This is a genomic window from Mycobacterium sp. SMC-21, assembly GCF_045310825.1.
GTDB lineage: Bacteria > Actinomycetota > Actinomycetes > Mycobacteriales > Mycobacteriaceae > Mycobacterium.
The window spans coordinates 1-12,352 of record NZ_JBJIAO010000048.1; the positions used below are offsets into that span (position 1 = coordinate 1).

Below are 12,352 nucleotides of genomic sequence, written 5' to 3' on the forward strand. Positions count from 1 at the left end.
ACCGGCGGCTGGACCACCACCATGGGCCCCCACGGCAGAACCCACTGGACCCCACCACCACTACTGGACGTCGGCCAGCCACGGACGAATCACTACCACCACCCGACGCTCTACCCGACAGAGAGCGGAGACGATGACGGTGAAACAAACAGGCCCGCAAGCTAATCGGGCACCGCGCCACGGCATCCCATGCCGCGACGGCAGTGCCGCACGCGCCGCGGCGCTACGGGCCGAAAAAGAGCCGCCACGCCCGAGAGCCGCCGACGCCTACGTCGACGCCAACGCCGAGCCTCAACCGCGCCTAGGAGTTGCCCTTGTCACCGCGAATCGGCCGGCTGCCGTGGCCCAGCTTCGAGCTACGCGACGGCGATGCCCCCGCCTCACCGGCGCCCTTCGGAACGCCCGCCTGCGATCCGGCATCCTGGCCGCCGACATTCCGATCGTGGGATTGGCCGGCAGCAGTCACCGGCCCGTGCGGCATCGACTGCCGCGCCGTCGACCTGAGCTGCCCCGCCGCGTCGTCGTCACCGGTCGCATCCGGAGTCGCCACCCCGCCCTTCGGTGTGCGCGACATCGGCAAGGCCCGGCCCTTATGGGTCGCCTTGGGAGATGGCGTCACCGGGTCGGAGGCAGTCACGGTGCGTGCGGTGGGCGCGAGGGGCCCGGTCGACACGGCTGCAGTCAGCGTGGGCGTCGCCGAGACGGGTGCAGGCACCGCCGAGAACGGCAACAAGTTGAGGATCGGGGCAGCGATGGAGTTGAAAATTGTGAGCGGCACACCCACGACCAAGCCGTACAGGATGACGCCGAAGAAGACGAACGGGCCGAAGATCGCGGCCAGCTGGGGCGTGCTGACCAGCGGCTGGGCCAACGTCAGGAACGCCGTCGACAGCGCGGACACGATCGCCTGCTCGATGACGGCGACGGCGCCGGCCGGCTGCGGAGCGGGTAGTGCCGTCGCCGCCAGAGGCATTGGCGCCGTGCTGGATCCCGCCATAGATGTTGGCGCCGTGACGGATCCAGTCGTCGGCGTTATCGCGGCTACAGCACCGAAGCTGCGATCGGCCTCGGCCCGCCCTGCGGTCGCCACAAAGTCGGCGTGGGTGGCCAGGAATTGGTCCAGCGCGGCCCATTGCGCTGCGAGCAACATATTCGACGTATTCACCGCCGCTACCCGGACGGCACTGGCGACATGCGAATCACGCACCGGCGGGGCCGCGCCCACAAAGCCGATCACCACGATTGCGGCCGTGGCCACCGCGGCACCGACGTTCAGACGAGCCACACCGTTCAGGCGAGCCACACAACGAGAGCCGGCGTTGACCATTGCGCACCCCTTCCACGAAGGAGCGTCAGAACCACGGCAGCACCAACGCTCACCGCCGATAATTATCTCGCACGTCAATACGGATGGGCATCAGCCATCTGACGGACATTCCGGGGCGCGCGGCTGAATTCAGTCAGTCGCGGAAATCAGCCAGTCATTGCAGCCAGGCACCCAGCGGCCTTACTTTGCCAACAACTCGGCGTGCATATCCTCCAGCGCAACACCTTTGGTCTCGCGAACCCACTTGGCGACGAACACCAGCGACAGGAACGCGCACAGCGCGTAGAAGCCGTATGCGACGCCGAGCATGCTGCGCAGTTCGGGAAAGGTGACGGTAATGGCCCAGTTGGCGACCCACTGGCCGGCCGCGGCCAGACCCAGCGCCGCGGCCCGGATGCGGTTGGGGAACATCTCGCCCAGCAGCACCCACACCACCGGACCCCACGACATGCCGAACGCGACCACGAACAGGTTCGCCGCGATGAGGGCAACGGGCCCCTCGACGCCGCTGAGCTGGGGCACCCCGTTCACCTGCGGGGCGGTACCGAAGATGACCGCCATGGTGGCCAGCGTCAGCGTCATGCCGGCCGAGCCGATGAGCAGCAGCGGCTTGCGGCCGATCTTGTCGATCAGCATGATCGCGATGACCGTCGTCAGGATGTTCACCACCGAGGTGATGACGGTGATCAGGAACGACGAGCTCTCGTTGAAACCGACGGCCTCCCACAGCACGTTCGAGTAGTAGAAGATCACGTTGATACCGACGAACTGCTGGAACACCGACAGCGCCAAACCGACCCAGACGATGCCGTAGAGGCTCAGCGGTCCGCCGCCGGGCTTGCACATGTCGCGCCAGGTGGGCTTCTCCTCGGATTCGAGCGTCTGCTGGATGCGACCGATCGTGATCTCGAGGTTCTTCTCCCCCAGCAACGTGGTGAGCACCTTGCGCGCTTCCGGAATCCGGTGTGTGGCAACCAGATAACGCGGCGACTCGGGAATGGTGAAGGCCAACAGACCGTACACGGTAGCGGGGACGGCCATCAGGATGAACATCCAGCGCCAGGCCTCCAGACCCAGCCACAGCATGTTGCTCGCGCCACCGGCCAGATGCGCCAGCAGCGCATCCACAGCCAATGACAGAAAGATGCCGCTGACGATGGCCAACTGCTGTAACGACCCGAGCCGACCTCGAATGCTCGCCGGTGAGGTTTCGGCGATGTAGGCGGGCGCGATCACCGACGCGATGCCGACGCCGAGACCACCGACGACCCGGAACGCCACGAGCACCCAAATGTTCCACGCCAGCCCGGCACCGATCGCGCTGATCAGAAACAGCAGCGCGGCCAGCTTCATGACGGAGAGGCGGCCGATCCGGTCGGCCAGCCGTCCGGCCGTCACGGCGCCGACTGCCGCACCGAGCAGTGCCGAGGCGACGGCAATTCCCAGCGACTGGTCGTCGATCTCGAAGTACTGCTGGATGGATTTCACCGCACCGTTGATGACGGCGCTGTCATAGCCGAACAGCAGACCGCCGAGCGCCGCCACCGACGCTATGCGCACCGCACTGTGACCGGAGTCGAACTCCTCGTCATCGAAGATCGCCGTTGTGTCGTCACCGATCGGGCCATGGGACATCGGACGTCCTTTCGCAACGCTGCGTGGGGTGCGTCAACAATTGCACAGCAGGCCGCGCCACAGGACCAGAACCGGCGGCTACGAACACATTTCGGTGTAGATGTCACGAAGGTCCGCGACCCCGAGACCGGCCAGCGACTCGATGTGCCGGCGGCGTGGCCCGTCGGGCACCTCGACATCGTTGGGGACGACGAGCACGACGCAACCCGCGGCATCGGCCGACTGCGCACCGGTCACCGAGTCCTCGATGGCCAGGCAGTCCTCCGCCGCAACGCCGAGCAGTGCAGCGGCCCGCAGGTACGGCGCCGGGTGTGGCTTACCGTCGGGCACCTCGTCGCCACAGACCGTGACCGTGAAGTAATGGCTACCAATGGTTTTCAGTGCTTGTTCGGTCAAGGTGCGCCGGGTGTTGGTCACCAGCGCCAGCGGAATGTCGCTGGCGGCCAACGTCTCCAGCAACTCCTGCGCGCCCGGCCGCCAGGGCAGCCCCTGCTCGAACAGCTCACCGGTGTAGTCGTGCAGCCAGTCCGCGGACTCGGCCATGGACTCCGGCGTCGGGTCCAGGCCGAGGTCGTCGTAAACGATCCGCATGACGTTCTCCGCCGAGCCGCCCACCGTCGTCTCCCGGACGGCGTCGGTCAGCACCCCGCCCTTTTCGGCGTAAAAGGCATGCATCGCGACGTCCCACAGCTTTTCGGAGTCGACGAGCGTGCCGTCCATGTCGAACAGGACAGCTTTGAACATCTACTTCAGTCCTCCGGGTTGTAGCCGAGGTTGGGCGCGAGCCAGCGCTCGGCTTCCTTCAAGGTCCAGCCCTTGCGCCGCGCGTAGTCGGCGACCTGGTCCTGGGCCAAGCGGCCGACCACGAAGTACTGCGACTGCGGGTGCGAGAAGTACCAGCCGCTGACGGCGGCGCCGGGCCACATCGCCATCGACTCGGTCAGCTCGATACCGGTCCGCTCGGTGACGTCCAGCAGCGAGAACAACGTCGTCTTCTCGGTGTGCTCGGGGCAGGCCGGGTAGCCGGGCGCCGGGCGGATGCCGACGTACTTCTCCCCGATGAGCGCCTCGTTGTCGAGCTGCTCGTCGGGCCGGTATCCCCAGAACTCCTCACGGACCCGCTGATGCATCCGCTCGGCGAACGCCTCCGCCAGCCGGTCGGCGACCGACTCCAGCAGGATGGCACTGTAGTCGTCGAGGGCGGCCTTGAACTCCATGATCTTGTCCTGGCTGCCGAGCCCCGCGGTGACCGCGAAGGCGCCGACGTAGTCGGCCAGACCAGTGTCCCTGGGCGCGACGAAGTCGCCGAGCGACTTGTTCGGGATGCCGTCGCGGTGCTCACCCTGCTGGCGCAGGTTGTGCAGCGTGGTGAGCACCTGGGTGCGGGTCTCGTCGGTGTAGACCTCGATGTCGTCGCCGACGGCGTTGGCCGGGAAGAACCCGATGACGCCGTTGGCGCGCAGCCACTTCTCCTTGATCAGGGTGTCGAGCATCTCCTGGGCGTCGTCGTACAACTTGCGGGCAGCCTCGCCCGACGCCGGGTTGTTGAGGATGTCGGGGAACTTGCCCTTCATCTCCCAGGCGTTGAAGAACGGCTGCCAGTCGATGTACTCGCGCAGCTCGGCCAGGTCGTAGTCGAGAAATTCTCGTACTCCCGTCCCGCCAGCGGGCACCGGCGGCGTGTAGCCGTCCCACTCGATGGGCGTGCGGTTGGCACGCGCCTTCTCGAGCGTCAGCATGGGCCGCTCGTTCTTCTGCGAGTGCCGTTCCCGAAGGGCCGCGTAGTCCTTCTCCGTGGCCTCCATCAGGGCCGGACGCTGCTTGTCGTCGAGCAGCGCCGCCGCGACGGGGACCGAGCGGGACGCGTCCTTGACCCAGACCACGGGACCGCTGCGGCGCGGCGAGATCTTCACGGCGGTGTGGGCGCGCGACGTCGTCGCGCCACCGATCAGCAGCGGAATCTCCAGGCCCTCGCGCTCCATCTCGACGGCGAAGTTCACCATCTCGTCGAGCGACGGCGTGATCAGGCCGGACAGGCCGATGATGTCGGCGTTGTGCGCCTTGGCGGCGTCCAGGATCTTCTGGGCCGGCACCATCACACCGAGGTCGATCACTTCGAAGTTGTTGCACTGCAGCACAACTCCGACGATGTTCTTGCCGATGTCGTGGACGTCGCCCTTGACGGTCGCCATCACGATGGTGCCGTTGGTGTCCTTCGCCGCTGCGGTTCCGTTCTGCTCTTTCTCCGCCTCGATGAACGGCAACAGGTACGCCACGGCTTTCTTCATCACGCGGGCCGATTTCACGACCTGGGGCAGGAACATCTTGCCGGCCCCGAACAGGTCGCCGACGACGTTCATGCCGTCCATCAGCGGGCCCTCGATCACCTCGATGGGCCGCCCGCCGGCGGCGGCGATCTCGGCGCGCAGTTCCTCGGTGTCGTCGTCGACGTGGGCGTCGATGCCCTTGACGAGGGCGTGCGTGATGCGCTCGCGGACCGGCAGGCTGCGCCACTGCGCCGCGACCGGGTCCTCTTCCTTGCCCTTGGTGTTGAACCGTTCGGCGATCTCCAGCAGCCGCTCGGCCGCGTCCTCCCGCCGGTTCAGCACGACGTCTTCGATGCGGTCCCGCAGCTCGGGGTCGATCTCGTCGTACGGCACCAGAGCGCCGGCGTTGACGATGCCCATGTCCAGGCCCGCCTTGATGGCGTGGAACAGGAACACCGCGTGGATTGCCTCGCGGACCGGATTGTTACCGCGGAACGAGAACGACACGTTCGAGATGCCGCCCGAGATGTGGACCCCGGGCAGGTTCTCCTTGATCCACGCGCAGGCCTCGATGAAGTCGATGCCGTAGGTCGCGTGCTCCTCGATACCGGTTGCCAGCGCGAAGCAGTTCGGGTCGAAGATGATGTCCTCGGCCGGGAAGCCGACCTCCTCGGTCAGAATCCGGTACGCGCGTCCACAAATCTCCTTGCGGCGCTCCAGGTTGTCGGCCTGGCCCTGCTCGTCGAAGGCCATCACGACGACGGCCGCGCCGTACTTACGGCACAGCCGCGCCTCGCGGATGAACTTCTCCTCGCCCTCCTTCATGGAGATCGAGTTGACGATCGGCTTGCCCTGCACGTTCTTCAGGCCCGCCTCGATGACCTCCCACTTGGAGGAGTCGATCATCACCGGCACGCGGCTGATGTCGGGCTCGGCCGCGATCAGCTTGGTGAAGCGGTCCATCGCGGCAACGCCGTCGATCATGCCCTCGTCCATGTTGATGTCGATGACCTGCGCACCGACCTCGACCTGCTGCAGCGCGACCGACAGCGCGGTGTCGTAGTCCTCGGCCTTGATGAGGTTGCGGAACCGGGCGGAACCGGTGATGTTGGTGCGCTCACCGATGTTCACGAAGAGGGAGTCTTCGGTGATGTTGAGCGGCTCGAGCCCTGACAGCCGGGTCGCCACCGGGATCTCCGGCAGCTCGCGGGGCGCCTTGCCCTCGACGACCTTGGCGATCTCGGCGATGTGCGGCGGCGCGGTGCCGCAGCACCCGCCGACCAGGTTGACCAGACCGGCCTCGGCGAACTCCTCGATGTAGCCGGCCTGACGCTCCGGGGACTCGTCATACTCGCCAAAAGCGTTGGGTAGACCCGCATTTGGGTAGCAGGAGACGAAGGTGTCGGCGATGCGCGCCACCTCGGCGATGTACGGCCGCATCTCGGGCGCGCCGAGGGCGCAGTTGAGGCCGACCGCGAGCGGCTTGGCGTGCCGGATCGCATTCCAGAACGCCTCGGTGACCTGACCGGACAACGTGCGGCCCGACGCGTCGGTGATGGTGCCGGAGATGATCAACGGCCAGCGACGGCCCCGTTCCTCGAACAGCGTCTCGACGGCGAACACCGCGGCCTTGGCGTTGAGCGAGTCGAAGATCGTCTCGATGATCAGGATGTCGGAGCCGCCGTCGACGAGGCCATTGGCGGCTTCGAGGTACGCGGCGACCAGCTGGTCGTAGGAGACGTTGCGGGCTCCCGGATCGTTGACGTCGGGCGAGATCGACGCGGTGCGCGTCGTCGGCCCGAGGGCGCCGGCGACGTAGCGCGGCTTCTCCGGGGTACTGAATTCGTCGGCGGCCTGACGGGCCAGGGCGGCGCCGGCGTAGTTCAGCTCGTAGGCGAATTCCTCCATGCCGTAGTCGGCGAGCGAGACCGCGTTCGCGTTGAACGTGTTGGTCTCGAGGATGTCGGCGCCCGCCTCGAGGTACTCGCGGTGGATGCCCTCGATGATGTGCGGCTGCGTCAGGGTGAGCAGATCGTTGTTGCCGACCAGATCGCTCGGCCAGTCCTTGAAGCGCTCGCCGCGGTAGCCGGCCTCGTCGGGCCGGTCACGCTGGATCGCCGTGCCCATCGCGCCGTCGATGACCATGATCCGCCGGCCCAGCGCAGCCGTGAGTTCATCGGTGCAGTCCGGGCGGATGTTCGGCACGAAGGTTTTCACCGGGGCGGCAGTCACATACGTTCCTTCCATTGCGGAAGGCGTCCTTAACTCTGCCGAGCGTGGCGGACACCGGAAACCCGGATCCGTTGCAACGCCTCTCGACGCCAAAGAGTCTACGTCGTCAGCTGACAGACGTTCGGACGCCCACGTTGGACAGTCGTTTGTCCAGTGCAGTCACCTCACCATGGTAGGTGGAGCCACCAAACCGGTTTGCCGGCCCGACCCGCCCAGGGGTAGCGCTCGCGGGCGCCGCGAAGGGCTTACGCTGGCGTTGTGAGCCCGTCCGACCGGCCCCTGCCCCAGGGACTTGACCTGCCCGAACTGCACGATGCCGTCGTCGTCGCGGCGTTCGAGGGATGGAATGACGCCGGAGACGCCGCCAGTGACGCCCTCGAGCACCTCGATGCCATGTGGGAGGCCCGCAACCTCGTCGAGATCGACGACGAGAGCTACTACGACTACCAGGTGAATCGCCCCGTCATCCGCCAGGTCGACGGCGTCACGCGCGAACTGGTGTGGCCGTCGATGAGCATCTCCCACTGCCGTCCGCCCGGTTCGGACCGCGACGTGGTGTTGATGCACGGCGTCGAACCGAACATGCGCTGGCGCACCTTCTGCGCCGAGCTGCTGGCGATCCTGGACAAACTCAACGTGCAGACCGTCGTCATCCTGGGCGCGCTGCTCGCCGACACCCCGCACACCCGCCCGGTGCCGGTGTCCGGCGCGGCGTACTCGGCCGATTCGGCCAAGTTCTTCGGGCTCGAGGAGACCCGCTACGAGGGGCCGACCGGCATCGCCGGTGTCTTCCAGGACGCCTGCGTGCAGGCCGGCATCCCCGCCGTCACGTTCTGGGCGGCGGTACCGCACTACGTGTCGCAGCCCCCGTGCCCTAAAGCCACCGTCGCGCTGCTGCGTCGCGTCGAGGACGCCCTCGACGTCGAGGTGCCGCTCGGCGACCTGCCGGCGCAGGCCGAGGAGTGGGAGCAGTCGGTCACCGAGATGACGGCCGACGACGAGGAGATCGCCGAATACGTGCAGTCCCTCGAAGAACGCGGCGACGCCGAGGTCGACATGAACGAGGCGCTCGGCAAGATCGACGGCGACGCGCTGGCCGCGGAGTTCGAGCGGTACCTGAAGCGCCGGGGCCGTTAGTTCCCCAGCCCGCGTAGTCCCCTATCCGCGAGTGGCCCTGTTTGTACACCGACACGCGGGTTCCAGCGAGCAGCTTGCGGCCGCTCGTGGGCGACGAGCTGCCCCCTTTTGTACGCGATCACCCGGTGTGTCGTGCACAAACACGGCCGCTCGCGGGAAAGAGAACTAAGGCACCTTCACGGGCTTGGGGGCCTTCCAGGTGCCGTCGAGCGCTTCCGGTTTGGGCCAGTACAGGCGTAACGCGATGACGAACGGGCCGGTCGGGGCCGGCAGCCAGTTGGCTTCGCGGGCCGGTCCGGGCGACTTGTTCTGCAGGTTCAGCGTGATGCCGCCGTCGGGGGCTTCGACCAGGGTGGGCAGCATCGCCGAGTTGATCAGGTAGCGGTTGATGGGGTTGGCCACCAGTAGGCTCTGCGGCATCTCGTACATGGTCACCGACCAGAAGGCGTTGACCGGCGGCAGCTGGCCCGGAGCGAACCGCAGCGTGTAGTTGTTGGCGCCGGTGAGCGGTGCTCCGGTGCTGTCGTTCGCACTTCCGGGGTAGATCGCCTCGGCCGCGGTGTTGCCGTAGATCCCGAGCACCGCGCCGGCCATGCGGTACAGGTAATTGCCCTTGAGATCCGTTGCGGTGCCGAACAATTGCGCCGACGTCACCTCGCCGGTGTCGAACTTGTCCTTCTTGAAGGTCTCGAACGCCGCCCAGGCATCCGCCATGCCGGCTTCGACCGCCTTGCGGTTCTCGGGCGTCAGCCGGTCCGCGCGGAAGGTGCCGTCGGGTCCGATGCCGATGGTGGCGAAGCGCTGACGCATGACCTCCTCGGCCGGCTGCGCCGGCGCGAACTTCATTGCGAAGTTGAGGATTTCGAAGAACTTCGGTGAGGTGCGCTCGTCCTGCGCCGACAGCGGGGCGACGAAGTCGATGGGCGGCGCCGGTGGCGGGGGCGGCTGCTTCTGGAATGCCGACAGCGGCGTCACCTGGTACCCGGCCTGGATCTTCTTGACGTTCTCGATGTCTGTCGGTCCGAACAGCTGCGTGCGGTACAGCACGAACGCCAGGTCGGTCGAGCTGCGGATCACCCGTTCGACGCCCGGCGGCGTCGCACCGTGCCAATTCGGCCCCGCCAGAAGGTAATTGCCCGCGCCGTTGCCGGTGGCACGGCTGCCGACATACGCGATGTTGTAGGTGTAGCCGTCGATGAACTGCAGCGAGTAGTAGCGACCCGGCTCGACTTCCGGCACGCTCAGCACCAGTGGCTCGGCCCGCAGATCGGCACCCAGGAACGAGTACGGGGTGTCCGAGTTTGGCGTCTGGATCGCCTTGTCCTCGGGCGTGAAGACACGGGCGACGTTGTGGATCTGGTTCCAGCCGCCCTTGTACTCGGGTCCGGTCTTGTCGGCGAAGTACGAGTACTGAATCCGGTAGTTGTCGACCATCGGAAACCCGTACGTGTACGCGGATTTCGCGATGGCCCGCACCTGCTCGGGGGTGGGCGGAGACTGCGGGGCCGACGGCCCCGGCGAATCATGCCCGGAACACCCCGTCGCCGCCAGCAGCAGCGCGACGAGACCGAGCCGCGCCAGACCGACCCGCACCGTCATCCCTTGTCGAGCTGCTCGGTGTGCGCGCTCGACGAGCGGCCCAGCGCGACCACCTCGGCGTCCATGCGGGGCAGCAGATCGGGCACGAACTTGGCCACCGGCACTTCCCCGATACGCGTCGCCAGCAGCGGCCGCAGCCAGCGCAGCGCGCCGACCCAGCCGGGGCAGTTCACCCGCGTCTTGCGGCCCTCGATACCGGCGACGAACGCCTCGCCGCACTTGTCGACCGACGTGGTCTTGCTGATGGGCCACGGCAGCTTCGTCAGCATCTCGGCGAACGTCGACAGGTCGGACTTGGTGTCGCGCACCATGGCGGTGTCGATCCAGGACATGTGCGCCGAGCCGACGTCGACGCCGCGGTAGCCGACCTCGAGGCGCAGCGCGTTGGCGAAGTGCTCGACGGCGGCCTTGGAGGCGTTGTACGGCGCGAGGCCGGGCGCCGCGGTGTAGGCGGCGAGCGACGACACGATCAGCACGTAGCCGCGGCGGTCGATCACCGACGGCAGCGTGGCACGCACGGTGTGGAACACGCCGAGGACGTTGATGTCGAGCAGCCGCTTGAAGGCCTCGGGATCGACCTGCAGCACCGAACCGTAGGTCGCGATACCGGCGTTCGCCATCACCACGTCGATACCGCCGAAGCGCTCGACAGCCGCATCGGCGGCGGCCTGCATCGACGAGAGATCACGGACGTCGGCGACCACGGTCAGGACATCGTCACCGAGCGTGGCGGCGGTGGCGTCGAGCGCCGCCGCGTCGACGTCGGTCAGCACCAGCTTGGCGCCCTTGCGGTGCAACCGGCGGGCCACCTCGGCCCCGACCCCCGCAGCACCACCGGTGATGAAGACGACTTTTCCGTACACAGAAGACATGGTCGGAAAACTACCCTCACGGCGAAGTGACTAGAGGGTCACCCCGAGCAGCGCGTCGACCGTGTCGGCCACCAACCGCGGCGCGGCGGCGTCGTGACCCCCGTACTCGAGCGCGTCCGTCGACCAGCCATCAAGGGCGGCAAGGACTTTCGGAGTGTCGAGATCGTCGGCCAGGTACCGGCGCACCCGGGCGAGCAGATCGGTGGCATCGGGCCCGGCGGGCAGTGCGGTGGCCGCTCGCCAGCGCTGCAACCGCACCTGGGCGGTGCTGAGGACCTCGGGGCTCCAGAAGCGGTCGGCGCGGTAGTGCCCGGCCATCAGCCCGAGCCGGATGGCGCCCGGGTCGACACCGTCGGCGCGCAACTGCGACACCAGCACCAGGTTGCCGCGGCTCTTGCTCATCTTGTGGCCGTCCCAGCCGATCATGCCGCCGTGCACGTAGTGACGGGCGAAACGCCGCTCCCCCGTTACCGATTCGGCGTGCGCGGCCGAGAACTCGTGGTGTGGGAAGGTCAGGTCGCTGCCACCGCCCTGGATGTCCAGGCCCGGCCCGACGCGGTTCAGCGCGATGGCGGCGCACTCGATGTGCCAGCCCGGCCGGCCCGCGCCGAACGGCGACGGCCAGCTCGGCTCGCCCGGCCGCTGCACCCGCCACAGCAGGGCGTCCAGCTGGCTGGCCTTCCCGGGCCGGTCAGGGTCGCCGCCGCGCTCACCGAACAGCGCCAGCATGGTGTCGCGGTCGTAGCCGGACTCGTAGCCGAACTGGGTGGTGGCGTCGGCCCGGAAATAGACGTCGGGGTACTCGGCATCGTCGATGACGTACGCCGCGCCGGAGGCCAGCAGCTTCTCGACGAGTTCGACGACCTCGGAGATGGATTCGATGGCGCCGACGTAATCGTGCGGCGGGAGCACCCGCAGCGCCGCCATGTCCTCCCGGAACAGTTCGGTCTCCCGGTCACCGAGGGCGCGCCAGTCGATGCCGTCGCGCGCGGCCCGCTCGAACAGCGGGTCGTCGACGTCGGTGACGTTCTGTACGTAGTGGACCTCGTGGCCGGCGTCGAGCCAGTACCGGTGCACCAGATCGAACGTCAGATAGGTGGCCGCGTGCCCCAGGTGGGTGGCGTCGTACGGCGTGATCCCGCAGACGTACATGGTGGCCTTCGGGCCCGCCGAGACCGGGCGGACCTGACGGTCGGCGGTGTCATAGAGCCGGAGTTCGGGACCGGCCTGTTTCGGTCGGCCCGGCAGGCTCGGGACGCTGGGCGCCAGCCACGATCGCATGA

The 12,352-nt window shown here is 67.5% G+C and carries 8 protein-coding genes; 1 reads left to right on the forward strand and 7 read right to left on the reverse strand.

Annotated features, from left to right (window positions below; all coding sequences use genetic code 11):
• Positions 1 to 301: 301 nt before the first annotated feature.
• From ACJH6H_RS26750 to metH, 4 genes are all read right to left on the reverse strand, one after another.
• Positions 302 to 1,285, reverse strand: a complete 984-nt coding sequence (locus ACJH6H_RS26750; RefSeq protein WP_212812012.1) for a hypothetical protein — start codon at positions 1,283 to 1,285, stop codon at positions 302 to 304.
• A gap of 222 nt (positions 1,286 to 1,507) precedes the next feature.
• Positions 1,508 to 2,962, reverse strand: coding sequence for a sugar porter family MFS transporter (locus ACJH6H_RS26755; protein ID WP_212812013.1), 1,455 nt, complete (start codon positions 2,960 to 2,962; stop codon positions 1,508 to 1,510).
• A 78-nt stretch (positions 2,963 to 3,040) separates the two neighbouring features.
• Entirely contained in the window at positions 3,041 to 3,706 is a 666-nt protein-coding gene (locus ACJH6H_RS26760) for an HAD family phosphatase (protein ID WP_212812014.1), read from the reverse strand.
• 5 nt (positions 3,707 to 3,711) lie between these two features.
• Positions 3,712 to 7,476 carry a methionine synthase gene (metH, locus tag ACJH6H_RS26765; RefSeq protein ID WP_406776154.1) on the reverse strand — a complete coding sequence of 1,255 codons (3,765 nt, stop codon included), beginning with the start codon at positions 7,474 to 7,476 and terminating at the stop codon, positions 3,712 to 3,714.
• Between the two features lie 264 nt (positions 7,477 to 7,740).
• Between metH and ACJH6H_RS26770 the strand changes: the two genes are divergently transcribed.
• Positions 7,741 to 8,598, forward strand: a complete 858-nt coding sequence (locus ACJH6H_RS26770; protein ID WP_406776168.1) for a PAC2 family protein — start codon at positions 7,741 to 7,743, stop codon at positions 8,596 to 8,598.
• Positions 8,599 to 8,763: 165 nt separating this feature from the next.
• Here ACJH6H_RS26770 and ACJH6H_RS26775 read toward each other — a convergent pair whose 3' ends face one another.
• Genes ACJH6H_RS26775 through mshC form a run of 3 tightly spaced genes read right to left on the reverse strand, consistent with a single transcriptional unit; the run spans position 8,764 to position 12,350 of the window.
• Positions 8,764 to 10,197 (reverse strand): DUF1254 domain-containing protein, encoded by a 1,434-nt coding sequence (locus ACJH6H_RS26775; RefSeq protein ID WP_406776155.1) that lies wholly within the window; start codon positions 10,195 to 10,197, stop codon positions 8,764 to 8,766.
• On the reverse strand, positions 10,194 to 11,069 hold the full coding sequence (locus ACJH6H_RS26780) for an SDR family oxidoreductase (RefSeq protein ID WP_406776156.1): 876 nt from the start codon (positions 11,067 to 11,069) through the stop codon (positions 10,194 to 10,196). Before ACJH6H_RS26780 ends, ACJH6H_RS26775 begins: the two co-directional genes overlap by 4 nt.
• A gap of 30 nt (positions 11,070 to 11,099) precedes the next feature.
• Positions 11,100 to 12,350, reverse strand: coding sequence for a cysteine--1-D-myo-inosityl 2-amino-2-deoxy-alpha-D-glucopyranoside ligase (gene mshC / locus ACJH6H_RS26785; protein ID WP_406776157.1), 1,251 nt, complete (start codon positions 12,348 to 12,350; stop codon positions 11,100 to 11,102).
• Between the last annotated feature and the right edge of the window lie 2 nt (positions 12,351 to 12,352).

Excerpts from the sequence above, each read along its gene's own strand:
- ACJH6H_RS26755 (WP_212812013.1), bottom strand. The coding sequence starts at position 2,962 with ATGTCCCATGGCCCGATCGGTGACGACACAACGGCGATCTTCGATGAC.
- ACJH6H_RS26760 (WP_212812014.1), bottom strand. The coding sequence starts at position 3,706 with ATGTTCAAAGCTGTCCTGTTCGACATGGACGGCACGCTCGTCGACTCC.
- metH (WP_406776154.1), bottom strand. The coding sequence starts at position 7,476 with ATGGAAGGAACGTATGTGACTGCCGCCCCGGTGAAAACCTTCGTGCCG.
- ACJH6H_RS26775 (WP_406776155.1), bottom strand. The coding sequence starts at position 10,197 with ATGACGGTGCGGGTCGGTCTGGCGCGGCTCGGTCTCGTCGCGCTGCTG.
- ACJH6H_RS26780 (WP_406776156.1), bottom strand. The coding sequence starts at position 11,069 with ATGTCTTCTGTGTACGGAAAAGTCGTCTTCATCACCGGTGGTGCTGCG.
- mshC (WP_406776157.1), bottom strand. The coding sequence starts at position 12,350 with ATGCGATCGTGGCTGGCGCCCAGCGTCCCGAGCCTGCCGGGCCGACCG.